General features: G+C 68.3%; 20 protein-coding genes and 2 riboswitches. Of the genes, 8 read left to right on the plus strand and 12 right to left on the minus strand.

All coding sequences use genetic code 11. The annotated features are described in order from the left end of the window. Window positions 1–22 precede the first annotated feature (22 nt). The 3 genes from SK854_RS15905 to SK854_RS15915 all read right to left on the minus strand — a co-directional run bounded on the left by SK854_RS15905 (window position 23) and on the right by SK854_RS15915 (window position 9,994). The gene (locus tag SK854_RS15905) at window positions 23–3,301 is read right to left on the minus strand and encodes a LamG domain-containing protein (protein WP_319975869.1); all 3,279 of its coding nucleotides are present in this window, start codon (window positions 3,299–3,301) and stop codon (window positions 23–25) included. Between the two features lie 119 nt (window positions 3,302–3,420). Next, entirely contained in the window at window positions 3,421–6,693 is a 3,273-nt protein-coding gene (locus SK854_RS15910) for a LamG-like jellyroll fold domain-containing protein (protein ID WP_319975870.1), read from the minus strand. Window positions 6,694–6,757: 64 nt separating this feature from the next. After that, window positions 6,758–9,994, minus strand: coding sequence for a LamG domain-containing protein (locus tag SK854_RS15915; RefSeq protein ID WP_319975871.1), 3,237 nt, complete (start codon window positions 9,992–9,994; stop codon window positions 6,758–6,760). A gap of 240 nt (window positions 9,995–10,234) precedes the next feature. On the opposite strand from SK854_RS15915, the gene SK854_RS15920 reads away from it, so the two are divergent. Beyond that, a complete protein-coding gene (locus SK854_RS15920) occupies window positions 10,235–12,388 on the plus strand; it encodes an AAA family ATPase (protein WP_319975872.1) in 2,154 nt (717 codons plus the stop codon). A 36-nt stretch (window positions 12,389–12,424) separates the two neighbouring features. Here SK854_RS15920 and SK854_RS15925 read toward each other — a convergent pair whose 3' ends face one another. Both SK854_RS15925 and SK854_RS15930 read right to left on the minus strand, forming a co-directional pair. Further along, window positions 12,425–13,027 carry a LytR C-terminal domain-containing protein gene (locus SK854_RS15925; protein ID WP_319975873.1) on the minus strand — a complete coding sequence of 201 codons (603 nt, stop codon included), beginning with the start codon at window positions 13,025–13,027 and terminating at the stop codon, window positions 12,425–12,427. After that, window positions 13,027–13,305: a DUF3263 domain-containing protein gene (locus SK854_RS15930; RefSeq protein ID WP_089910320.1), complete on the minus strand. Its 279-nt coding sequence runs from the start codon at window positions 13,303–13,305 to the stop codon at window positions 13,027–13,029. Before SK854_RS15930 ends, SK854_RS15925 begins: the two co-directional genes overlap by 1 nt. 108 nt (window positions 13,306–13,413) lie before the next feature. Here SK854_RS15930 and SK854_RS15935 point away from each other — a divergent pair, with 108 nt between their 5' ends. Beyond that, on the plus strand, window positions 13,414–13,995 hold the full coding sequence (locus tag SK854_RS15935; protein ID WP_319975874.1) for a peptide deformylase: 582 nt from the start codon (window positions 13,414–13,416) through the stop codon (window positions 13,993–13,995). A gap of 2 nt (window positions 13,996–13,997) precedes the next feature. On the opposite strand, the gene SK854_RS15940 is transcribed toward SK854_RS15935, so the two are convergent. After that, window positions 13,998–14,936, minus strand: a complete 939-nt coding sequence (locus tag SK854_RS15940; RefSeq protein ID WP_319975875.1) for an aldo/keto reductase — start codon at window positions 14,934–14,936, stop codon at window positions 13,998–14,000. A 71-nt stretch (window positions 14,937–15,007) separates the two neighbouring features. On the opposite strand from SK854_RS15940, the gene SK854_RS15945 reads away from it, so the two are divergent. The 4 genes from SK854_RS15945 (at window position 15,008) to thiD (ending at window position 18,901) form a co-directional block, all read left to right on the plus strand. Continuing rightward, window positions 15,008–15,610: a LysE family translocator gene (locus SK854_RS15945; RefSeq protein WP_319975876.1), complete on the plus strand. Its 603-nt coding sequence runs from the start codon at window positions 15,008–15,010 to the stop codon at window positions 15,608–15,610. A gap of 256 nt (window positions 15,611–15,866) precedes the next feature. Next, on the plus strand, window positions 15,867–16,148 hold the full coding sequence (locus SK854_RS15950) for a hypothetical protein (protein ID WP_319975877.1): 282 nt from the start codon (window positions 15,867–15,869) through the stop codon (window positions 16,146–16,148). 171 nt (window positions 16,149–16,319) lie between these two features. Then, window positions 16,320–16,444, plus strand: a riboswitch (TPP riboswitch). Next, on the plus strand, window positions 16,434–18,089 hold the full coding sequence (gene thiC, locus SK854_RS15955; RefSeq protein WP_319975878.1) for a phosphomethylpyrimidine synthase ThiC: 1,656 nt from the start codon (window positions 16,434–16,436) through the stop codon (window positions 18,087–18,089). (Overlaps the previous riboswitch by 11 nt.) Continuing rightward, on the plus strand, window positions 18,086–18,901 hold the full coding sequence (thiD, locus tag SK854_RS15960) for a bifunctional hydroxymethylpyrimidine kinase/phosphomethylpyrimidine kinase (protein WP_319975879.1): 816 nt from the start codon (window positions 18,086–18,088) through the stop codon (window positions 18,899–18,901). The genes thiC and thiD overlap by 4 nt, the downstream gene beginning before the upstream one ends. A gap of 5 nt (window positions 18,902–18,906) precedes the next feature. Here the strand turns inward: thiD and SK854_RS15965 are convergent, their stop codons facing one another. The 5 genes from SK854_RS15965 to SK854_RS15985 form a co-directional block, all read right to left on the minus strand. Then, the gene (locus SK854_RS15965; RefSeq protein ID WP_319975880.1) at window positions 18,907–19,293 is read right to left on the minus strand and encodes a VOC family protein; all 387 of its coding nucleotides are present in this window, start codon (window positions 19,291–19,293) and stop codon (window positions 18,907–18,909) included. 3 nt (window positions 19,294–19,296) lie between these two features. After that, on the minus strand, window positions 19,297–19,740 hold the full coding sequence (locus tag SK854_RS15970; protein WP_245821941.1) for a MarR family winged helix-turn-helix transcriptional regulator: 444 nt from the start codon (window positions 19,738–19,740) through the stop codon (window positions 19,297–19,299). Window positions 19,741–19,817: 77 nt separating this feature from the next. After that, on the minus strand, window positions 19,818–20,573 hold the full coding sequence (gene thiG, locus SK854_RS15975; RefSeq protein WP_319975881.1) for a thiazole synthase: 756 nt from the start codon (window positions 20,571–20,573) through the stop codon (window positions 19,818–19,820). A 1-nt stretch (window position 20,574) separates the two neighbouring features. Further along, the gene (gene thiS, locus SK854_RS15980) at window positions 20,575–20,775 is read right to left on the minus strand and encodes a sulfur carrier protein ThiS (RefSeq protein ID WP_319975882.1); all 201 of its coding nucleotides are present in this window, start codon (window positions 20,773–20,775) and stop codon (window positions 20,575–20,577) included. After that, complete coding sequence (locus SK854_RS15985; RefSeq protein WP_406601779.1) at window positions 20,772–21,728, minus strand: FAD-dependent oxidoreductase; 957 nt, start codon at window positions 21,726–21,728, stop codon at window positions 20,772–20,774. Before SK854_RS15985 ends, thiS begins: the two co-directional genes overlap by 4 nt. Further along, window positions 21,723–21,834: riboswitch (TPP riboswitch) on the minus strand. Its footprint overlaps the gene before it by 6 nt. 26 nt (window positions 21,835–21,860) lie before the next feature. Here SK854_RS15985 and thiE point away from each other — a divergent pair. Together thiE and SK854_RS15995 are read left to right on the plus strand one after the other, a co-directional pair. After that, complete coding sequence (gene thiE, locus SK854_RS15990) at window positions 21,861–22,499, plus strand: thiamine phosphate synthase (protein ID WP_319975883.1); 639 nt, start codon at window positions 21,861–21,863, stop codon at window positions 22,497–22,499. A 31-nt stretch (window positions 22,500–22,530) separates the two neighbouring features. Next, complete coding sequence (locus SK854_RS15995) at window positions 22,531–23,292, plus strand: dioxygenase family protein (RefSeq protein ID WP_319975884.1); 762 nt, start codon at window positions 22,531–22,533, stop codon at window positions 23,290–23,292. Here the strand turns inward: SK854_RS15995 and SK854_RS16000 are convergent. Then, complete coding sequence (locus SK854_RS16000) at window positions 23,285–23,842, minus strand: TetR/AcrR family transcriptional regulator (RefSeq protein ID WP_319975885.1); 558 nt, start codon at window positions 23,840–23,842, stop codon at window positions 23,285–23,287. The two genes, SK854_RS15995 and SK854_RS16000, sit on opposite strands and share 8 nt — an antisense overlap. Window positions 23,843–23,848: the final 6 nt, after the last annotated feature.

Genomic DNA, 23,848 nt, shown 5'->3' on the forward strand with positions numbered 1-23,848 from the left:
TCGATAGAAGTGAACTGCTTGATCAGCCGCGCACTGCCTGCGCCCGGATCTCTTCGTCCGACAGCGCACCCGCGTAGACGCGGGTGTCGTCGATGCCGCCCTTCCAGAAACCACCGGCCGCAGTGGCCGGCGACAACCTGCCGAACTCCACAGTGGACTCGGTCGAGGCCGTGCCACCGGTGAACGGAGCACGCGTGATGTAGATGCCGTTGAGGTAGAAGCGCATCTCCGACGTGGTCGTGTCGTGCACCGCCGTCAGGTAGACCCACTCCTGCAGTTCGGAGCGGTACGCGGTCGCGACCGTGGTGCCGCCCATCACGAACTCCCACTTCTTCGACGTACCGCCATAACGGACGTCGAGCTGCGAGGTTCCGCCGTTGACCAGGCTCACGATCGTGCGTGGCTTGTCCTCGTGCGCGTCCAGATCGAGCCGGGCCCACGTCGAGACCGTGAACGAGCGGTCCGTGCGAATCCCAGGGGTGGGAGCCGACGCGTACGCCGAGAGGTCTTGTGGGTTGCCGTCGGTATCAGGGCCGTTGAACAGCAACGACGTGTCGGAACCGTCCGACTCCCAAGCAGTCTTCCCGCTCAGGGTGGCGTTGCGGCCGGTGATCTCGTCCTTCGTCGACGTGCCGGTGCCCTCGGAGATCTTGTAGTGGGCACGGATCCCCGCCTGCTTGGCCAGGACCTTGACCTCGGAGTCGTTCAACGTGCGGCCGTACACCTTGAGCTCGTCGACCGAGCCGGCGAACCCACCGATCTCCTGCCCGTTCCACCGATGGCGACCGACCAGCAGCTGCGACGCCTGCCAGCTCTCCAGCCCGACGAACTCACCCTGCTTCTTGCCGTCGACGTACAGCATGAGCGTCTTCGTCGTCGCCTCATAGGTACCGGCGAGATGAGTCCACACACCCGCTTGCGCCTCGGCTGCCGAGTGCACCACCTTGACGTCGTTCTTGTTCACCTTCGGCGTCATCGCGAAGGCCCAGCGGTTGTTGCCCGAGTCGTAGTACAGGCTGGAACTGAGCGTGGACGCGTCCACAGTGGACAAAACGACGCGACCGAGGCCACCCGCGGTCATCTTCGCCCACGCCGAAAGCGTGAAGTTCTGCGACGTGTCGACCGCCGCACCGCCGCTGAGGAAGTCCTGCGTCCCGTTGAGCGTCACGGCCTTGTCCACGTGGCCGACGGTGGTGAGGTTCGGGCTGCCGTTCGACGTCAACGCGTTGGCGCCGGTGGAGTCGGTCAGCGCACCGTCCAACGCCCAGTGCGCCGCGGGAGGCCCGCCGACCAGCACGATGAAGTTGTAGGTCCGCAGGTCGGACAGGTTGCCCGCACGGTCCACCGTCTTCACGTACAGCGTCTGCGTTCCCGCGGTGGTCGGCGTCCAGCGGATCGTCGCCTTGCCGTTCGCATCAGCAGCCTGCTCCTTGCCCAGGCCGTCACCACCGTCCGAGGTGAACGAGTAGATGAACTTCGCCACGTCACCACTCGACGACTTCACCGAGTCCAGCTCGAACGTGCCCGTCACACCGACACCACCACCCGGCGCCGCCTCCGGGTACTCCACCGACTTCACCAGCGGTACAACGGGCTTCACCGTGTCGACCACGAAGTGGCACGGCTGCGGCAGCTTCGCCGCGGGGGTCTCCAGCTCGCCGTCACCGGTGTTCACGGACCACTGGTAGTTGCCGTCCTCGGCGATCGTGCCCGGCTGCACCTGGGCCTCCGAGTACGACCCCGACGGGGTGCCCTCGTTCTGGTAGCCCTGGATCTCGACCGGGTTGCCGTTCACGACCTTGTACAGCCGGAAGTACGACCACAGCAGGCCGTTGTCCGGGTCCTGCAGCTTGGCCCGCATGCGGGGCGTCCTCGTCGGGACGTAGGTGAGGTTGGCCGGCCCGCCCTCGTTGCACGGGTTGAGACCGCGTTCGATGCTGCGGTCCGCGATCGGGAGCGGGTACGAGTTGTAGGTGAGCCGCAGCACCGGGTTGAGGTCGAAACGGCGCCAGGCCTTGTCGTTCGCGTGGCCGTTGTTCGTCGCGAGGCCTACGGTCATGCTCTCGTAGCCGTTGTCGGCCTGGTGCCTCGCCAGTCCGAGCACGTCGAACTCGGTCTGCCCGTCGGACGGGCAGAAGCTGGCGTTGTTCGTCCTGTTGATCGACGACTGCCAGTTGTACCACTGCGGCCCGGCGCTGTAGCTGGTGCTGGGGCCGATCGGACCGGTGTGCCACAGGCCCGTCGCCTCCGCCGCGGCGCAGTTCGAGGAGTGGATCACCTTCATCGCGAGCTTCGCCGAGTGGATGTACTTGCCGACCATCGGCTTCATGTCCATCTCGAGGTACGTGAGCGAGTACCCCGTGCTGCTGTGCCACCCCGCCTTGAGGTCGTTCAGCTGACCATCGGTGCGGTCGTAGTTGCGGGCGCTGGGAAAGAGCTCCTGCGCGACGGCGTGGTGGTTCTTGAGACCGGCCCAGTTGTAGCTCGGGTCGATCGACACCGGGAACTTCGTCTCCGGCGACGACAGGAACGCCTGGTCGGGGAGGACGGAGAGGGTGGTGTCGGTGAGCTCGACGCCCATCTTCGCCGGACGGCCGGTCGCGTCCCACATCTGCGACGCGTCACCGGTGAAGCGCAGGTTCCCCTTGTCGTCCTTCACCTCCAGCAACCCGTCGTGCTGGCTGAGCTTGCCGCCGCTGACGTGGGAGCCGTAGGTGATCTTGCGCAGCTTGTCGGACTTCGCCGCATCCGCGTTCTTCACCACGAGCAGCTGGCTGAAGCCGCCCGCCGTGGCCTCGACGGTCAGGTCGATGCCCGGCCAGACCTCCGAGTAGGTCGTCTTGGCGCCGTCCACCTTCGGTTCCGGCAACGACTCCAGCCAGGTCAGACCGACCTCGACGCCGTCCTTGGCCACGGACGCGAGCGGCTTGCCCTTGCCCTTGCCGGACACCTTCAGGTCGACCGCCGCGGCCTCGGGGCGGATCAGGCCGTCCGAGTGCTTGCGCACCTTCGTGTTCACGGGAACCCACTTGTTCCCCTGCTTCACCCGCTCCGGCTTCAGGGACTGGGTGAAGGCCAGCTTGCCGTCCGGTTCGACGACGGTCTCGGAGACCTCGGTCGTCAGACCCGACACCTTCACTGGCTTCTTGTACTTCTTCGCGGCCGCCGTCGCGGACCGCTGGTCCGGCAGCTCCACCGGAGCGGCCATGGCCTGTGCCTCAGGCACGAGGAGGCCCGCCGAAACAGCCAGCACTAGAGCGAAAGCGCGCGTGCCGAACGCGCGCCCCTGTCTGTGGCGCATCAAATCTTTCCCCCAGGGTTGGCACCGGGCCCGAGCCCGGCTTCTCACATCACCGCGGTCAGCGGTGAAGACCTCTTCCGGACGGCGTGAGCGCCGGCGACGGCGCTCACGCCAGTCCGTCAGCCGCGAACCGCCTGCGCGACGATCACGGCGTCGTCCAGCGCACCGGCGTAGACGCGGGTGTCGTCGATGCCGCCCTTCCAGAAACCACCGGCGGCCGTGGCCGGGGAGAGCCTGCCGAACTCCACGGTGGACTCGGTCGAGGCCGACCCGCCGGTGAACGGCTTCCTCGTGATGTAGATGCCGTTGAGGTAGAAGCGCATCTCCGACGCCGTCGTGTCGTGCACGGCCGTGAGATAGACCCACTCCGATGCCCCTGGCTCCGCGCGGTACGCGGTCTCGACCGTGGTGCCACCCATCACGAACTCCCACTTCTTCGACGCGCCGCCGTAGCGGACGTCGAGCTGCGAGGTTCCGTTGTTGACCAGGCTCACGATCGTGCGTGGCTTGTCCTCGTGGGCCTCCAGGTCCAGCCGCGCCCAGGTCGAGATGGTGAACGACCGGTCGGTGCGGATACCCGGAGCGGGAGCCGACGCGTACGCCGAGAGGTCTTGCGGGTTGCCGTCCTCGTCCGGACCGTTGAACAGCAACGACGTGTCGGTGCCGTCCGACTCCCACACCGTCTTGCCGCTGAGCGTGGCGTTGCGTCCGGTGATCTCGTCCTTCGTCGACGTACCCGTGCCCTCGGAGATCTTGTAGTGAGCGCGCACACCCGCTTGTTTGGCCAGGACCTTGACCTCGGAGTCGTTCAACGTGCGGCGGTAGACCTTGAGCTCGTCCACCGAGCCGACGAGGCCTGCGGTGCCCTGACCGCCCCACTGCTGGCGGCCGACCAGCATCTGCGACGCCTGCCAGCTCTCCAGCCCGGCGAACTCACCCTGCTTCTTACCGTCGACGTACAGCTCGAACTTCTTCGCCAACGCGTTGTAGATACCTGCGAGGTGCGTCCAGACACCGGCTTGCGCATCGGCAGTCGAGTACACGTACTTGCGGTCGAACCGGTCCCCGTTCGGCGTCATGCTGAACGTCCAACGCTTGTTGACGTTCTCGTAGTACAAGCTGGCACTGAACGTCGAAGCGTCCGAAGTGGACAGCACCGCCTGGCTCACGTTGGCGCTGTCGAGCTTCGCCCACGCCGAGAACGTGAAGTTGTTCGACGTGTCGACCACCGCGTCGCCGCTGAGGAAGTCCTGCGTCGTGGGCAGAGCGACGGCCTTGCCCACCTGACCCGCCGCAGCGAGGTTCGGACTGCCGTTCGACGTCAACGCGTTCGCCCCGTTGGCGTCGGTCAACGCGCCGTCCAACGCCCAGTGCGCCGTGGGAGGCCCGCCGGCCAGCACGATGAAGTTGTAGGTCCGCAGGTCGGACAGGTTGCCCGCCCGGTCCACCGTCTTCACGTACAACGTCTCGCTCGTGCCGTTGGACGGCGTCCAGCGAATCGTCGCCTTGCCGTCCGCGTCGACGACCTTCTCCTTGCCCAGGCCGTCGCCACCGTCCGAGGTGAAGGAGTAGATGAACTTCGCCACGTCACCACTTGCGGACTTCACCGAGTCCAGTTCGAACGTGCCCGTGACGCCTGCTCCACCACCAGGCGCGTTCTCCGGGTACTCCACCGACTTCACCTGCGGCACAACGGGCTTCACGGTGTCGACGTCGAACTCACAGCTGTCCTCCCAGCCGGAGTCCAGCTCGCCGTCACTCGTGTACACCAGCCAGTGGTAGGTGCCGTCCTCCGTGATCACCCCAGGGGAGGCCTGCACTTCCACGTACGAACCCGACGGGGTGTCGGTGGTGTGGAAGTGCTCGACTCCGACGCTGGCGCCCCGCGCTCCCTTGTGCAGCACGGTGTGGGCGAGGAGCACGCCGCCATCCGGGTCCGACAGCTGAGCACGCAGACGAGGCGTCCTCGTCGGCACGTACGCCTTGTTCGGCCCGACCCCGCACTTGTACGCGCCGCGCTCCATGTTCAGGTCACGCGCCCTGTTCGGGGGCGAGTTGTACTCGACCCTCAGCACAGGGTTGAGGTCGAACCGGCGCCACGCCTTGTCGTTCCTGGCGTCGTTGTTGGTGAAGAGACCGAGGGTCACCTGCTGGTGGGCGTTGTCGGCGTGGTTCTGGATCAGACCGGTGACGTCGAACTCGACCTGCCCGTCGGACGGGCAGAAGCTGCCGTTGTTCGTCTTGTTGGTAGTCCCCCACTTGCCGATCCACCCCGGCGCGTTCGACCACGAGGTCTGGGGGTTGATCCCGCCCATGTGCCACAGGGCTGTCGGTTCGGCGGCCGCGCAGTTCGACGAGTGGATCACCTTCGCCGCGAACTTCGCCGAGTGGATCTTCTTACCCGCCAGCGGACCCGTGCCCATCTCGATGTAGGAGATCGAGAAGCCCGTGCTGCTGTGCCAGCCCGCCTTGAGGTCACCCAGCTCACCGTCGGTGCGGTCGTAGTTGCGGGCGTTCGGGAAGTTCTCCTGGATGACGGCGTGGTGGTTCTTGGCCCCCGCCCAGTTGTAACGCGGGTCGATCGACACGGGGAACTTCGTCTCCGGCGAGGCGAGGAACGCCTGGTCGGGGAGGACGGAGAGGGTGGTGTCCGTGAGCTCGACACCCATCTTCGCCGGACGGCCCGTCGCGTCCCACATCTGCGACGCGTCACCGGTGAACCGGACCTGCCCCTGGGTGTCCTTCACCGTCAGCACGCCGTCGGCATGGCTCAGCGCACCGCCGTTGACGTACGAACCGTAGGTGACCTTGCGCAGCTTGTCCGACTTCGCCGCGTCCGCGTTCTTCACCACCAACAGCTGACTGAAACCGGTCTCAGTCGCCTCGACCGTCAGGTCGACACCCGGCCACACCTCGCGATAAGTCGTCTTCGCGCCGTCGACCACAGGCTCCGGCAACACGTCCAACCAGGACAGGCCGACCTCGACACCGTCCTTCGCCACCGACGCGAGCGGCTTGCCCTTGCCCTTGCCGGAGAACTGGAGGTCCACGGCGGACGCCTCCGGACGGATCAGGCCATCCGCGTCCTTGCGCAGCTTCGTGCTGACAGGAACCCACTTGTTCCCGCGCTTCACCCGCTCCGGCTTGAGCGACTGGACCAGCGTCATCTTGCCGTTCGGGTTGACGACGGTCTCCGAAACCTCGGTCGTCAAGCCCGACACCTTCACCGGCTTCTTGAACTTCTTCGCCGCCGCCGTGGCGGACACCTCGTCCGGCAACTCCACCGGAGCAGGCGCCGCGAGCGCGTCAGGAGTGATCAAACCAGCCGATACAGCCAGTGCGAGAGTGAGCGCGCGCACGCCGAACACGCGCGCCTGCTTGTGGCGCCTCAAGTCTTCCCCCAGGTCTTTTCGAAGCTCGGGGCCAGGGCGAGAGCCCTGGCCCCGAGGCCTTTGCTCAGCTGCGGATGGCCTGCGAAAGGATCGCTTCATCCGTCAACACGCCCGCGTAGACGCGGGTGTCGTCGATGCCGCCCTTCCAGAAACCACCGGCCACCGTGGCCGGCGACAACCTGCCGAACTCCACAGTGGACTCCGTCGAGGCCGACCCACCCGTGAACGGAGCACGCGTGATGTAGATGCCGTTGAGGTAGAAGCGCATCTCCGACGTCGTCGTGTCGTGCACCGCCGTCAGGTAGACCCACTCGTACATCTCGGCGCGATAAGCCGTGGCCACTGTGGTCCCGCCCATCACGAACTCCCACTTCTTCGACGTACCGCCATAACGGACGTCGAGCTGCGAGGTTCCGCCGTTGACCAGGCTCACGATCGTGCGTGGCTTGTCCTCGTGCGCGTCCAGGTCCAGCCGCGCCCACGTCGAGACCGTGAACGAGCGGTCGGTGCGGATGCCGGGGGCCGGAGCCGACGCGTACGCGGACAGGTCCTGTGGACTGCCGTCCGCGTCAGGGCCGTTGAACAGCAACGACGTGTCGGTGCCGTCCGACTCCCAAGCAGTCTTCCCGCTCAGCGTGGCGCTCCGACCGGTGAACTCGTCCTTCGTCGACGTACCCGTGCCCTCGGAGATCTTGTACTGAGCGCGAAGACCCGCCTGCTTGGCCAGGTCTCTGATCTGGCTGTCGTTCAACGCGCGCTGGTAGACCTTCAGTTCGTCCACCGAACCGGTGAGTCCCGCGATGCCCTGACCGTTCCACAGGTGACGGCCGACCAGCATCTGCGACGCCTGCCAGCTCTCCAGCCCGACGAACTCACCCTGCTTCTTGCCGTCGACGTACAGCTCGAACGTCTTCGTCGTAGCGCTGTAGGTGCCGGCGAGGTGTGTCCAGACACCCGCTGAAGCCTCGTTCTGCCCATGGACGACCTTGAGGTCGAACCGGTTCGCGCCCTGCGTCATGCCGAACGTCCAACGCTTGTTGACGTTCTCGTAATACAGGCTCGCACTGAGCGTCGCAGAGTCCGAAGTGGACAGAATGGCCTGGCTCACGTTGGCGTTGTCGAGCTTCGCCCACACCGACAGCGTGAAGTTCTTCGACGTGTCGACGGCCGCGCCACCGCTGAGGAAGTCCTGGGTCGTGGGCAGGGCGACGGCCTTGCCCGCGTGGCCTGCCGCGGCGATGTTCGGGGTGCCGTTCGGCACCAACGCGTTGGTGCCGCTGGAGTCCGTGAGGGCACCGTTCAACGCCCAGTGCGCCGCGGGAGGCCCGCCGGGCAGCACGATGAAGTTGTAGGTCCGCAGGTCGGACAGGTTGCCCGCCCGGTCCACCGTCTTCACGTACAACGTCTCGGTCGTACCGCTCGGTGGCGTCCAGCGGATCGTTGCCTTGCCGTTCGCATCAGCAGCCTGCTCCTTGCCCAGGCCGTCACCACCGTCCGAGGTGAACGAGTAGATGAACTTCGCCACGTCACCACTCGACGACTTCACCGAGTCCAGCTCGAACGTGCCCGTCACACCGACACCACCACCCGGCGCCGCCTCCGGGTACTCCACCGACTTCACCAGCGGTACAACGGGCTTCACCGTGTCGACGACGAGGACGCAGTTGCCTTCCCAGCCGGACGTCAACTCGCCGTCGCTGGTGTTCACCGACCAGTTGTAGACGCCGTCCTCGGTGATCGTCCCCGGCTGCACCTGCGCCTCGACGTACGAACCCGACGGCGTGTCGCCGTAGTGGTAGTCGGCGATCGAGAAGCTGTTGCCCAACGGTCCCTTGTGCAACGCGAAGTGCGAGAAGAGCACGCCGCCGTCCGGGTCGGACACCCGGCCGCGCAGGCGTGGCGTCCGCGTCGGGATGTACGCCGTCCTGTCACCGCTGCCGCACGCGTACAGGCCGCGCTCCGCGCTCAGATCTGCGGCCTTGTCCGGGTAGGAGTTGTAGATGACCCTGAGCACCGGGTTGAGGTCGAACCGGCGCCACGCCTTGTCGTTCGTGTTCAGCGAGTCGCTGATGAGGCCCAGGGTCATCGCCGGGTGCCTGCCGTCGGAGTGGTACTGGACCAGGCCGGTGATCTCGAACTCCGCCTGCCCGTCGGAAGGGCAGAAGCTGCCGTTGTTCTTGGTGTTGATCGTTCCCCACTTGCTGAACCACGCGGGTCCGCCGGTTGCCCAGGTGGTGTTCGGGCCGAAGCCGCCCATGTGCCACAGGGCCGTGGGCTCGGCCGCGGCGCAGTTCGCGGAGTGGATCACCTTCGTCGCGAACTTCGCGGAGTGGATCTTCTTGCCGATCAGCGGGCCCGTGTTCATCTCGAGGTAGGAGATCGAGGCGCCGGTGCTGCTGTGCCAGCCCGACTTGAGGTCGCCCAGCTCACCGTCGGTGCGGTCGTAGTTGCGGGCGTCCGGGAAGTACTCCTGAAGGACCAGGTGGTGGTTCTTGAACCCGGCCCAGTTGTAGCTCGGGTCGATCGACACCGGGAACTTCGTCTCCGGCGACGACAGGAACGCCTGGTCAGGCACCACCGAGAGGGTCGTGTCGGTGAGCTCGACACCCATCTTCGCCGGCCGGCCCGTCGCGTCCCACATCTGCGACGCGTCACCGGTGAACCGGACCTGCCCCTGGGTGTCCTTCACCGTCAGCACGCCGTCGGCATGGCTGAGCTTGCCGCCCTTGACGTGCGAGCCGTAGGTGACCTTGCGCAGCTTGTCGGACTTCGCCGCATCCGCGTTCTTCACCACGAGCAGCTGACTGAAACCGGTCGCGGTCGCCTCGACGGTCAGGTCGATGCCCGGCCACACCTCGGAGTACGTCGTCTTGGCGCCGTCCACCCTGGGCTCGGGCAACGACTCCAGCCAGGTCAGACCGACCTCGACCCCGTCCTTGGCCACGGACGCGAGCGGCTTGCCCTTGCCCTTGCCCGAGAACTGGAGGTCAACGGTAGCCGCCTCCGGACGGATCAGCCCGTCCGAGTCCTTGCGCAGCCTGGTGCTGACGGGAACCCACTTGTTCCCGCGCTTCGCCCGCTCCGGCTTCAGGGACTGGACCAGCTCCATCTGGCCGTCCGGGGTCGCCACGGTCTCCGAAGCCTCGGTCGTCAGGCCCGACACCTTGACAGGTTTGTCGTACTTCTTGGCCGCCGCCAGCGCGGACACCTCGTCCGGCAGCTCCGCCGGAGCGGGCGCCGCGAGCGCGTCAGGAGTGATCAGACCAGCCGAAACAGCCAGAACAAGAGTGAACGCGCGCATGCCGAATACGCGCGCCTGTCTATGGCGCATTGTGTTTGAGCCCCCCAGGACCTCGTGCATCGCGGGCACCGCGACGGCCGAACCCCAGGCTCGGCGACTACACCGTGCCTTTACACGGGCCTTAACCGGAAGACTCCAGTTGGCCTAATCACACTTGGTCCGCGCGTTTGCTCCCGAAGGGTGATTCGTCCACTTCGAGAGCGCGCTGCGGACGGTCGCCGAGGAACTAGAGTCGGTGTCGTGATCACGCTGACGGCTCGCCTGTCCCCGTCCGCTCTGGACACCCGGCGCGGCGTAGTCCGCCTCCACCCCGAGGTGCTCGACGCTTTGGGCCTGCGTGCCTGGGACGCCGTGAGGCTGACCGGCGCCCGCGTGAGCGCCGCCCTCGCCGCGGCCGGTGAACAGCCTCCGGGTGTGGTCCTGGTCGACGACGTCACCCTCACCAACCTCGGTGTGGTCGAGGGCTCCGAGATCGTCGTGGCGCCCGTCCAGGTGACCGCCGCGCGTTCGATCACCGTCGCGGGCTCCCGGCTCGCCACCACGGCTCTGACGCCTGACCACGTGCGCATGGCGTTGACGGGCAAGGTCCTCACCGTCGGCGACAACGTCTCGCTGCTCCCCCAGGACCTCGCTCCGCCGCCTGGCGCCAACGTCTCCGAGACGCGCCGCAAGCTGTCCAACGCCATCGGCATGACGTGGACCAACGAGCTCATCACGATCACCTCGACCGACCCCGCGGGGCCGGTGGCCGTGCAGCCGTCGAGCGTCGTGGGGTGGCGTTCGGCCTCGGCCCCGGCCGCCGAGGTGACGCCCGTGGTGGTGCAGGAGAAGCACGAGGCGTTGCCTCTCGCGGACCTGGTGGGCCAGCGCGAACAGGCCCGCCGCCTGACCGAGTGGCTGGAGCTGATGTTCCGCCAGCCCGACCTGCTCACCATGCTGGGCGCCTCCGCCCGTCTCGCCGCGATGGTCAGCGGCCCGGAAGGCGTGGGCAAGGCGACGCTGGTCCGCGCCGTGGCGAGGTCGGTCGAGGCCTCGGTGGTGGAACTGGCCGCGCCGAGCATCGCCGTCCTGGAGCCGGGCGCGATGGCCAAGCAACTGGGCGACGCGATCGCGGGCGTCCCCGAACAGCCCACGGTCCTGCTCCTGACCGACATCGACGCTCTGCTGCCCACCGCGCCCCCGCCGGTGGCGACCGTCGTCCTGGACATCCTGCGCACGGCCATCTCCCGCCCGAACCTCGCGCTGGTGGTCACCTCGGCCAGGGCCGAGTCGGTGGACGCCCGCCTGCGCGCCCCCGACCTGGTGGACCGCGAGCTGACCCTGCCCCTGCCCGACACGGCAGGCAGGACCGAACTCCTCCGCGTGCTGCTGCGCGACGTGCCGGTGCAGTCCGATGTGGACTTCGGCGAAGTGGCCGCCCGCACACCGGGTTTCGTGGCCGCGGACCTCTGCGCCCTGCGCCGGGAGGCAGCGGTCCGAGCCGCGCTCCGCCAACGCGAGGCTGCGGAACCCCGTGTGGGACAAGAGGATCTGATCGGTGCGCTGAACACGGTCCGCCCGATCTCCATGTCCGCCTCCGACACGGTGCAGACCGGCGGCCTGACGCTGGACGACGTGGGCGACATGAAGGAGGTCAAGCAGGCCCTCACCGAGGCGGCCCTCTGGCCCCTGCGCTACCCGGACTCGTTCGCCCGCCTGGGCGTGGACCCGCCCCGCGGTCTGCTTCTCTACGGCCCGCCGGGATGCGGCAAGACCTTCCTGGTCCGCGCACTCGCGGGCACGGGCCAGCTGAACGTCCTGACCGTCAAGGGCGCCGAGCTGATGGACAAGTTCGTGGGCGAGTCGGAACGAGCGGTCCGCGAACTCTTCCGCCGGGCAGCGGACGCCGCCCCGTCCCTCGTCTTCCTGGACGAGGTGGACGCCCTGGCCCCGCGCCGGGGCCAGTCCTCGGATTCAGGCGTGGCCGACCGGGTGGTGGCCGCCCTCCTGACCGAACTGGACGGGGTGGAGCCGCTGCGCGATGTGGTGGTGATCGCCGCGACCAACCGGCCCGAGCTGATCGACCCGGCGTTGCTGCGGCCGGGCAGACTGGAGCGGATCATCTACGTTCCGCCGCCCGACGCCGAGGCGCGCACGGAGATCCTCAAGGCTTCGTCGCGGAACACGCCGCTTTCCGGCGACGTGGACCTGGCCAAGCTGGCCGAGGATCTGGACATGTACTCGGCGGCCGACTGCGCGGCCCTGATCCGCGAGGCGGCTTTGACGGCGATGCGGGAGTCCCTGGACGCGGCCGAGGTGACGCAGACGCACCTGGCGAAGGCGCGGGACGTGGTGAGGCCGTCGCTGGACCCGGCGCAGCTGGCGACCCTGGCCGCCTACGCGGCGAACCGCTGAGCGAGGTGGGGTGGCGCGGCCACCCCACCACAGCCACTACTTGTTCTTCGCCGAGCCCTGGAAGTCGTTGGTGACGATCAGGATGATCCCGGCCGCCGCCGACTGGATGCCGTCGAAACGAGGTTCGACCCGCGCCCTCAGCGCCGCGGCGAGCTCCTTGGCGGAGGCCTCCTCCTCGGTGCCGGGGCGGAAGTACACAGTGGTCGTCGGGATCGTGCCGGACGAGTAGTTGCCGGTCTCCGCGACCGTCCAGCCGTTGGCACGGACCTCGTCGGAGGCCTTGGTCGCCAAGCCGGTGATCGTCGAGTTGTTGTAGACCCGGACCGGGGCCTTGGCAGCCCCCGGCTGCGTCACCGGCGGAGGCGGCACCACGGCGGACGACGGCACCGTCGGTGTGGCGGTCGTGGTCGCGGGCGGAGCGGAGGAAGGCGTGGAGGCAGGCGGCTCGGACGCGGCTGTGCTGGTCTGCGCGGGCGGCGCGGTGGAGGACGTTCCCTCGGCGACCGGCGGTGTGTCGTCGGAGCCTCCGCCGAAGAGCGAGACGACGCCGATCACCAACGCGACGGCGGCGACACCGAGCAGGGCGAAGCCGGCGGCCTTGGCCGGACGGGACGGGCTTGCGGACTCGGGGGAGGTCATCAGTCCTCGGTGCTCCTGGCGCGTGCGCGAACCCTCTGGCGGCCTGTTCGCACGCCGCGCAACCGCTTGACCAGCATCGGATCGGCAGCCAGTGCGGCTTCGGATTCAACGAGCGCGTTGAGCAACTGGTAGTAGCGGGTAGCTGACATGTCGAACAGTTCCCTGATGGCCTGTTCCTTGGATCCCGAGTACTTCCACCACTGACGCTCGAACGCGAGCATCGTGCGTTCGCGGCTGGTCAGCCCGTCAGCGGAGGTGAGCGTCTCGGCGTGATCCATCTGGCTCCCCACGGTCGCCACACCATCTCAGGTGCGGGCAATTCAATCACGTGATCGTTCCAACCTACCGCGCGACACCGACAGTTTTGGACCGCATAAAGTTCAGCCATGGCCGTCCATCGCATCCGCATCGCCGGCGACCCCGTGCTCCACAACCCGACGCGCGAGGTCACCGAGTTCGACACCGAGCTGAAGACGCTCGTCGACGACATGTTCGAGACGATGGCAGCCGCTCGTGGTGTCGGGCTCGCGGCCAACCAGATCGGCTTCGACCTGCGGCTCTTCGTCTACGACTGCCCGGATGACGAGGGTGTCCAGCACCGCGGCGTGGTCGTGAACCCGACTCTGGAGACCTCCGAGATCCCGGAGACCATGCCGGACCCGGACGACGACTTCGAGGGCTGCCTGAGCGTGCCCGGCGAGGCGTACCCGACCGGACGCGCCCAATGGGCGAAGGTGACCGGCCAGGGTCTCGACGGACAGCCGTTCGAGGTCGAGGGCACCGGCTTCTTCGCCCGCTGCCTGCAGCACGAGACCGACCACCTCAACGGCTACCTCTACACCGACCGCCTCATCGGCCGGTACAAGAAGGAAGCCAAGCGGATGCTGCGCGACAACGAGTGGAACCAGCCGGGTCTCTCGTGGGACCCGGCAGACCCCGCGAACTTCGACGAGGACGACGAGGACTAGGACTAGGGCCGGAGCACCGACTCCACCTGCGCCAGCTCGTCCGCCGTCAGAGCACCGAACTCCAGCGCACCCGCGTTCTCCTCGACCTGAGCCACCGTCCGCACGCCCGGGATCGGGACCAGGCGGGGAGAACGCGCCCAGAACCAGGCCAGCGCACCCTGCACCAGCGTCCGCCCGCCTGAAGTCAGCACGTCCCGAACGGCCTCGCGTGCCTGGAAGTACTCCGGCGAAGGCTTCCCGTCCACGAAGAACCGCAGCCAGGACGGGTTCGTGACGCGCACGTCGTCCGCGGGCAGCTCGGCGAACGTCTCCCGCGCCAGCAGCCCCATCGCGAGCGGGCGCCGGCACAGCACCGCGAAGTCGCCCGCGTACATCCCGGGGTTGTCGAACAGCAGGTTGATGTCGGCCTGAGCAGCGATCCCGTGCTCCCCTTCGCAGAAGAACCGCGCCCGCTCGACGTCGTCCGTGCTCCACCCGTAAGCCCGGATCTTGCCCGCCGCCACGAGCGCCTCGCACTCGTCCCGCAGCAGCGCGGCCTCGTCCAGCCCCAGGTCGCCGACGTGCAGCTGGTACAGGTCGATCCGATCGGTCCCGAGCCGCCGCAACGACCCCTCGACGGCACGACGCAGGTACTCGACAGATCCCTCGTTGCCGGTCATCCGGCGAGAGCCGGCGTCGAACCCGCAGCCCCACTTCGTGGCGATGAGCACCTGGTCACGCACGTCCGCAAGCGCTTGCCCCACCACGGTCTCCGCGTGCCCGCAGCCGTAGACGTCCGCGGTGTCGAACAGGGTCACGCCCAGCTCCACCGCCCGCCGCAGCGCCTTGACCGACTCGCCGTCGTCCGCCGGTCCCCAGCCGACCGGCGATCCGTCCGGACCCGAGAACGGTCCGCCCATGGCCCACGTGCCGAAACCCAACTTCCCCAGTTCCAAGTTCATCGCTCCACCGAACATCCTGGAGCGCGCTCCAGGTCAAGAAACAAGTTGCCGCCATCAGCGACCATCGACGCATGCCCATCGAAAACATCGTCGCCTTCGTCGCGGCCTCGTTCCTCATCGCACTGTCGCCCGGACCTGGCACGGCCATGGTCCTGCGACAGTCGGTGCACGGGCGAAAAGCCGCGCTGGCGACGGTGTTCGGCATGGAGGTCGGCGTGGCCTGCTGGGCGATCGCCGCGGCTCTGGGCCTGAGCGTCCTGCTCACGGCGTCCGAGATCGCCTATCACGCGCTCCGGATCGTCGGCGCGGTCTTCCTGATCTACCTGGGCGTCAAGGCCCTGATCAGCAAGAGCCTGCCCGCGGCCGAACCGCCACCGGCCAGTCACGCGTTCCGCAGCGGCCTGGTCGTGAACCTGGCCAACCCGAAGCTCGGCGTGTTCGCGATCTCGTTCCTACCGCAGTTCGTGCCTGCCGGGGAGGCCGGCAAGGGGGTTCTGCTCTTCCTCGCCATCGCCTGGGTCCTGATCGACACCGTCTGGTACCTGATCATCGTGTCGATCCTGCACACGATCCGCGGCTGGTTGAGCCGGCCGCGCGTCCGTCCCGCGCTCGAGAAGCTGTCGGGCGGCGTGCTGCTGGCGCTCGGAATCCGGCTGGTACTCGACCCGCGTTGAGATCGGGCTGCCCCGGCGCCAGAACAGCTCGGGCAGCCCGGCCAGCTCGTCGAAGGTGTGGCAGGCGGCCATCGACGCGTAGCCGCCGGCCAGCACGTGCGCGCGGATCCGGTCCAGGCGGCCGAACTCGATCACCTCACCGGCGATCAGGAACGGCAGCACCAGCTGCCAGGCCTGCACGACGGCCGGCCGGCGCCGGTGAGGTGCGCGCAGAGCCGCGCGGGCGACTCTCAGAAGATGCTCGTTCGCGCTCATCGTGTACGGATGGGCCGAGTGGTCCCAGCTCCACCGGCGCTCTTCGGTCACCGCGCACCGCACGCACTCGACCGGACCGGTACCCAGTTCGGCACCGCACCTCGAACAGGCGAGCAGCGTCATCGCCCAGTCCACGCACGTCCACGGGTACTGGCCGACGTCCGCGGAGGTCACCAGTTCGGCCAGCTCCCGGTCCGCCAGCTGGGACGACGTGCGCAGCGCCTCCCAGTCCGCGAGCCAGAACTGGTCGAGCAGTTCCGCGCAGAAGCCGCAGTCGGGGTAGCCGCGACCTGCGAGTTCGCCGCAGGAAGGGCATGCCGAGACCACGGCGGGACGCTGGCCGCGTCGCGCACCGGGCGGGAACGGCTGGTGATCAGCCACGAGGAAGAGATTAGGGGCAAACGACGCCCTTGGCAGCTACGGCGCGCTCTGACTATGGTCGGTTCTCGACAACTCAACACAACGCGGGAGCTCGCGCCTGAGCGGGCTGAGAGGGTGACTGGCAGTAGTGCCGGTGTCACCGACCGCCTGAACCTGACCGGGTAATGCCGGCGTAGGGAGGAATGTCGTGACGGCACTTGACGACCGTTCGGTCAAGCCCAGTGTGACCACCGGCCCGATCTCGGGCTCGCGCAAGGTGTATCGGGAAGTCTCCTCTGACATCCGGGTGCCCTACCGCAGGGTCGAGCTGACCAACGGCGAACATGTCGATCTCTACGACACTTCCGGTCCGTATACCGACGACAACGCGACCATCGACGTCCACAGTGGACTCCCTGACCTGAGGTCGGGGTGGATCGCCGCACGGGAACCGATCAACGGAGCTGTCAGCCAGCTCGCGTACGCGAAGGCCGGGATCATCACCCCGGAGATGCGCTACATCGCGGTGCGCGAGAACCTCGACGCGGAGTTCGTCCGCAGCGAGGTGGCCATCGGACGTGCGGTGATTCCGTTGAACCGCAAGCACCCCGAGGCCGAGCCGATGATCATCGGCAAGAAGTTCCTCGTCAAGATCAACGCCAACATCGGCAACTCCGCGGTGTCGTCGTCGATCGAGGACGAGGTCGACAAGATGGTGTGGGCGTCCCGCTGGGGTGCCGACACGATCATGGACCTGTCCACCGGCAAGCGGATTCACGAGACGCGCGAGTGGATCCTGCGCAACTCGCCCGTCCCGATCGGCACCGTGCCGATCTACCAGGCGCTGGAGAAGGTCAACGGCGATCCGGCGGCGCTGTCGTGGGAGGTCTACCGCGACACCGTGATCGAGCAGGCCGAGCAGGGCGTCGACTACATGACGGTCCACGCGGGCGTGCTGCTGCGGTACGTGCCGCTGACGGCCAAGCGCGTCACCGGCATCGTCTCGCGCGGTGGAGCGATCATGGCCGCGTGGTGCCTCGCGCACCACAAGGAGAGCTTCCTCTACACGCACTTCGAGGAGCTCTGCGACATCCTGCGCACCTACGACGTGACGTTCTCGCTGGGTGACGGGCTGCGGCCGGGTTCCATCGCGGACGCCAACGACGAAGCGCAGTTCGCCGAGCTCAGGACCCTGGGCGAACTCACGCACATCGCGCGGGCCAAGGACGTCCAGGTCATGATCGAGGGCCCCGGCCACGTGCCGATGCACAAGATCGCCGAGAACGTCCGGCTGGAGGAGGAGTGGTGCGGCGAGGCGCCGTTCTACACCCTCGGGCCGCTGGCCACGGACATCGCGCCGGCGTACGACCACATCACGTCCGCGATCGGCGCGGCGCAGATCGGCTGGCTGGGCACCGCGATGCTCTGCTACGTCACGCCGAAGGAGCACCTCGGCCTGCCGAACCGCGACGACGTGAAGACCGGCGTGATCACGTACAAGATCGCGGCGCACTCGGCGGACCTCGCCAAGGGCCACCCCGGCGTCCAGGACTGGGACGACGCGCTGTCCAAGGCGCGCTTCGAGTTCCGCTGGGAGGACCAGTTCAACCTGTCGCTCGACCCGGACACCGCGCGCTCGTTCCACGACGAGACGCTCCCCGCGGAACCGGCGAAGACGGCGCACTTCTGCTCGATGTGCGGGCCGAAGTTCTGCTCCATGAAGATCACGCAGGACGTTCGGCGCTACGCCGAGGAACGCGGACTGTCCACAGTGGATGCGATCGAGGCGGGCATGGCGGAGAAGTCCGGCGAGTTCGCCGAAACGGGCAACAAGGTCTACCTCCCGGTCGTGGAGACTTCGTGACCTCGACACCACCCAGGGTCCTCACCATCGCCGGAAGCGATTCCGGCGGTGGTGCGGGTATCCAGGCCGACCTCCGCACGCTCTTCGCGTGCGGAGTGCACGGCTGCGTCGCACTGACGGCCGTGACGGTCCAGAACTCGCTGGGCGTCACGGGAGTCTCGGAGATCCCGGCGGACGTCGTCGCGGCGCAGATCATCTCGGTCGCCGAGGACATCGGCGTGCAGGCCGCGAAGACCGGAATGCTCGCGTCGGCGCGGATCATCGAGGCCATCACCCCGGCCCTGGACCGCGTCGGCATCGGCTCGGGCAAGACGCCGTTCGTCGTCGACCCGGTCTCGGCGTCCATGCACGGCGACCAGCTGCTGGCCGACAACGCCCTGGACGCGTTGCGCGGCCTGCTGTTCCCGCGCGCGACGCTGGTGACGCCGAACCTGGACGAGGTGCGGCTGATCACCGGCGTCGCGGTGAAGGACCGCGCGGACCAGCGCGTGGCAGCGGAGGCGTTGCACGCCTTGGGGCCGGAGTGGGTGCTCGTGAAGGGCGGCCACATGTGGGACGACCCGGAGTGCCTCGACCTGCTCTACAACGGCAGCGAGTTCATCGAACTGCCCGGACCTCGCTACGACACCGAGCACACGCACGGCAGCGGCGACACCTTGGCGTCGTCGATCAGCTCGGCGCTGTCGAAGGGTGCCTCGGTGCCGGAAGCCGTGCGGTTCGGCAAGGAGTTCATCGTGAAGTCGGTGGCCGCGGCCTATCCGCTGGGTGGCGGCGTCGGTCCGGTTTCACCGTTCTGGAAGCTCGCCGAGTAGCAGCGCTACTCGGCGAGCTCCAGGCACAGGCAGAACGGATGCCCGGCGGGGTCCAGCAGCACCCGGACGTTCGGTTGCGGCTGGGCCTCCGCCACGGTCGCCCCCAGCGCCACCGCCTCGGCGACCGCCGATTCCAGGTCACCGACCTGGAAGTCGAAGTGCATCATCGGGCGCTGCTGCCCGTCGACCGGCGGCCAGACCGGTGCCCGATAGCCGTCCGCGCGCTGGAACACGAAGAACGGCCCGTTCGGGGACGCGGCGACGATCGCGGTGTCCGCCTCCTCGTGGCCGAGGTGCCACCCCAGGAGCTCCGCGTAGAACCTCGCGAGGGCCCTGGGGTCGGGCGCCTCGATCGAGCTGCCCCACCACATGCCCGCGGTCCTGGACTTCACGCGCTACTTCGACTCCTCGCCGACCAGCGTCTCCAACGCGTCCAGAGCGCCCACCAGTGCCGAGATGTGCTCTGGTGTCAGCTGTTCGATCCGCCGCTGCAGCTCGCGCACCCGCGCGGACCGCACGCCGGACACCATCGTCTCGCCCTCGGGCGTGGGGGTGGCGAGCCAGGCGCGGCCGTCCTGCGGGTCGGGTTCGCGCTTCACGTAACCGGCTTCCACCAGCGCGGCGACGATGCGGGACAACGTCGGCGGCGCCACGCCCTCCTTGTTCGCCAGGTCGCCGAGGCGCATGGGGCCGCAGCGGGCGAGGGTGGCCAGCGCGGAGACCGCGCCGGGGCCGAGTCCGGGGGAACCGGTGCGTCGCAGCAACCGGGCCAGCCGGCCGATCGCCAGGTACAGGCGCGCGGTCGCGTCCTCGACCTCGGCGTCAATGGGGGCCGTCACGGCTTGTCGTCCTCCTCGGCGGGATTTCAGGTAGTTCTCAATCATCCCCCAACACGTGTGCACCCACGGTAGCGACCTCAGCGTCCCGGCGAAGACGCTTGGGCCCAAAAGCGTTGTGGAATTCGTCCGGCCAGGCGCGCCAGCCGTCCGCCCTCGACCGCACAACGCATGGCGGCGCCCATCCGTTCCGGGTCCTGCGCCCGTGTGACGGCTGTCGCCAGCAGCACCGCTGAGCAGCCGAGTTCCATCGCGAGGGCCGCGTCCGACGCCGTGCCGATGCCCGCGTCGAGCACGACTGGAACAGATGCGCGGGAAGTGATCAGCTCGATGTTGTGCGGGTTGCGGATGCCGAGGCCCGTGCCGATGGGAGAGCCCAACGGCATGACCGTCGCGCAGCCGATGTCCTGGAGCTTCAGCGCGAGCACCGGGTCGTCGCTGGTGTACGGCAGGACCACGAAGCCGTCCCTGACCAGTCGTTCGGCCGCGTCGAGCAGCTCGACCGGGTCCGGCAGCAGGGTCTCCTCGTCGTGGACGACCTCCAACTTGACCCAGTTGGTCTCCAACGCCTCGCGGGCCAGCTGCGCGGTCAGCACAGCCTCGGCGGAGGTGCGGCAGCCCGCGGTGTTCGGCAGGACCTCGATTCCCAGTCGCCGCAACAACTCCAGCACGCCGGTCTGACCGGCGGCGTCGACGCGGCGCATCGCCACGGTGGTCAACTCGGTGCCGGACGCGACCAGGGCCCGTTCCAGCACGGAGAGGTTGGCGGCACCGCCGGTGCCGGTGATGAGCCTGGACCGGAACTCCCGGCCAGCGATGATCAGCGGATCGTCCACGTCAGCCTCCCTGGACCGCGGTCAGCACCTCGACCACGCCGCCGTCCGGCACGATCGTCCTGTCCCACAACGCCCTCGGCACCACGGCGCCGTCGAGCGCCACCGCCACGCCCTTCTCAGGCGCTCCCACCAGCGTCACGACCGCGGCCACCGACGTGCCCTCCGCCAAGTCACGGGAAGCCCCGTTCACCTGTGCCTTCACGAACTTCCTCCCTGGAGCAGATCGACGACGAGCCGAGCGGTGTGCGGGGCCAGCAACAGGCCGTTGCGGTGGTGGCCGGTCGCAGCGATGACGCCCGGCTCCAGCCACCGCACGATCGGGACGTTGTCCGGGCTGCCCGCGCGGAACCCGACGGCGGTCTCGGTCAGCGCGTACTCGGCAATGCCCGGCAGCACGGTTTCCGCGTCCCGCAACAGGTCCCGCACACCCGCGACGGACACGTCGGTGTCGAACCCCGCCTCGTACTGGGTCGCGCCGACGACCAGGCCGTCGTCTCGCGGCACCAGGTACACCGGACGACCCGACACCAGCGCACGGATGGTGTGGCGAGGCGGCGGCAACGCGCCAGATCTGTGCGTCAGCCGCAGAATCTCGCCCTTGACCGGTCGGATCACGCCCTTCAACGCGGGATGCAACGCACCGCTCCACGCTCCGGCGGCGATCACCGTGACTCGGCCGTCCACTGAGGACACGACACCGGCGTCCTGACAAGCCTTCCACAGCGCGGAAAGCAGCACGCGGTTGTCGACGGCGAGATCACCCGACGCGTACACACCGCCCCGGACCGCCGGGCCGAGAGAAGGTTCGAGAGCGCGGATCTCCCGCGAGGTCAGCAACTCCCCCGCGTGGCGCAGATCGGCGAGGTCACCGGGTTGCGTGCCGACCGCCAGCGTCCCCGCCGTGAACAGCGGAACACCGATCGAGGCGGCGAACGAGGGCCACAGCGCGAGCGCCTCGACACCCTGCTCCACCACGGCTTCCTCGCCGGGCCAGGCCTCCGTCAACGGCGCGAGCATCCCGCCCGCGACCCGCGACCCCGCGTGCGGCGAGCCGGCGTCGAACACGGAGACCGAGAACCCGGCCCGTGCCGCGGCCAGAGCCACGGACAGCCCGATGACACCGCCACCCCGGACGGCCACTTCCACACTGCTCAAGGCATTCACGCTCCCTGCGCCGGCATGACCCGGATCAGGTTCGACGGTCGGAGCGAACCACGCTCCCTCTCAGCCCGGTGTTCTCCAGGCTCCCGTGCGGACCGGCTTCAACATAACGGTTAACGTGCGTACGTGCCAGGACTCGACGGAAACCTGATCAGGCAACGACTCGCCGACGCGACGCTCTACCTCTGCACGCCGGACCGGCCTGATCTGGCCGAGTTCGCGGACGAGGCTCTCGCGGGCGGTGTCGACATCATCCAGTTGCGGGACAAGTCACTGGAGGCGAAGCAGGAGATCGAGGCGATCGAGATCCTCGCCGAGGCCACCGAACGCCACGGCAGGCTCCTCGCGGTCAACGACCGCGCGGACATCGCCCACGCCGTCCAGGCCGACGTCCTGCACCTCGGCCAGGACGACCTGCCCGTCCCGCTCGCCCGCCGGATCGTCGGCGACGAGGTGGTGATCGGCCGTTCCACCCACGACGTCGACCAGATGACCGCGGCAGCGGAAGAACCCGGCGTGGACTACTTCTGCACCGGCCCGTGCTGGCCGACCCCGACCAAGCCGGGCCGTCCGGCGCCGGGCCTCGACCTCGTCCGGGCCACGAAGTCCGAGCGCCCCTGGTTCGCCATCGGCGGCATCGACCTCACCAACCTCCGCGAAGTGCTCCTGGCAGGAGCCACCCGAGTGGTCGTCGTCCGGGCCATCACCGACGCCGAGGACCCCCGCAAGGCCGCCGAGTCGTTCAAAACTGAACTTACTAGTTGAAATTTGAACAAACGGGCGTACTCTCGATGACGTGAGCGCACCTGTGCTGTACCTGAGCCACGGGGCTCCCCCGCTGGCTGATGACGAGACGTGGACCAGAGAGCTCAAGGACTGGTCCGCCACCCTCCCGCGCCCGGAGGCCGTGCTCATGGTCTCCGCGCACTGGGAGGAGGCGCCGACCACCATCGGCGCGACGACGACCGTGCCGCTGGTCTACGACTTCTGGGGCTTCCCGCAGCGGTACTACGACGTCAAGTACGAGGCGCCGGGCGCACCGGAACTCGCCGCCGACGTCCGCAAGCTCCTCGGCGGCCACGTCGAGCAGGACGAGGCGCGCGGGCTCGACCACGGCGCCTACGTGCCGTTGAAGGAGATGTTCCCGGACGCCGACGTGCCGGTGCTGCAGATGTCGATGCCCACGCTCGACCCGCGTGAGCTGCACGAGATCGGCCGCAAGCTGGCGCCGCTGCGGGACCAGAACGTCCTGATCGTCGGCAGCGGGTTCATGACGCACAACCTGAGCTGCGTGAACTTCCCCGCCGGACCGGACTACGAGCCGCCGTCGTGGTCGAAGGAGTTCGACGACTGGGCGCACCAGCAGCTCGCGAACGGCGACGTGGACGCGTTGCTCGACTTCCAGCAGAAGGCGCCGGCCGCCGGGATCGCACATCCGAGGACTGAGCACTTCGCGCCGCTGTTCGTGGCGCTCGGCGCTGCGAGCGACGAGAAGGCCCGCACCAGCGTCGACGGCTTCTGGTACGGACTCTCGAAGCGGTCCGTGCAGTTCAGCTAGCCGCTCCTTCGAGGAACAGCGTGGCCAGCCGCCGCGCGATCGCGGGCGTCCCGGAACGGACGCCCCCGCTCGCCATCAGGAGCAGCACCACGTCGTCGACCGAGAAGTCGGCCCTCAGCCGCCCGGTCGCCTTCGCCCGCCCGATGAGCTCGGCGAGCGAGCGGAACGACGTCTCGCGCACCGAGGCGAAGTCGATCGCCCTGGGATAGGCGCTCGTGAACGCGGCCGAGAACCCGCGGTCGAGCACGTGCAGCAGGCACACCTGCTCCACGGTTCGGCAGAAGCCCTGCCAGGGATCCGGGTTCGCCAGGCCCTCGTCGACCGCGGCCGTGCAGGCCGCCATCCGCTCCGAGAACGCCTCCACCAGGAGCGCCTCCTTGGTCGGGAACCGGCGGTAGAGGGTCGCCGGACCGACCCCGGCCCTGCGGGCGATCTCGCGCATCGGCACGTCCAGGCCTTCCGAGGCGAAGGCCTCCCGCGCCACGACCAGGATCCGGTCGCGGTTGTCCTGGGCGTCCGAACGCAGGTTCTGAGTCAGTTCCACCGTCACCGTCTC

Source organism: Lentzea sokolovensis (assembly GCF_033949975.1).
In the GTDB taxonomy this organism is placed as follows: Bacteria; Actinomycetota; Actinomycetes; order Mycobacteriales; family Pseudonocardiaceae; genus Lentzea; species Lentzea sokolovensis.

What these genes read in the sequence shown, in the direction of transcription:
- SK854_RS15905 (WP_319975869.1), bottom strand. Translation starts at nt 3,301, where the DNA reads ATGCGCCACAGACAGGGGCGCGCGTTCGGCACGCGCGCTTTCGCTCTA.
- SK854_RS15915 (WP_319975871.1), bottom strand. Translation starts at nt 9,994, where the DNA reads ATGCGCGCGTTCACTCTTGTTCTGGCTGTTTCGGCTGGTCTGATCACT.
- SK854_RS15925 (WP_319975873.1), bottom strand. Translation starts at nt 13,027, where the DNA reads ATGACCTCCCCCGAGTCCGCAAGCCCGTCCCGTCCGGCCAAGGCCGCC.
- SK854_RS15930 (WP_089910320.1), bottom strand. Translation starts at nt 13,305, where the DNA reads ATGGATCACGCCGAGACGCTCACCTCCGCTGACGGGCTGACCAGCCGC.
- SK854_RS15935 (WP_319975874.1), top strand. Translation starts at nt 13,414, where the DNA reads ATGGCCGTCCATCGCATCCGCATCGCCGGCGACCCCGTGCTCCACAAC.
- SK854_RS15940 (WP_319975875.1), bottom strand. Translation starts at nt 14,936, where the DNA reads ATGAACTTGGAACTGGGGAAGTTGGGTTTCGGCACGTGGGCCATGGGC.
- SK854_RS15945 (WP_319975876.1), top strand. Translation starts at nt 15,008, where the DNA reads ATGCCCATCGAAAACATCGTCGCCTTCGTCGCGGCCTCGTTCCTCATC.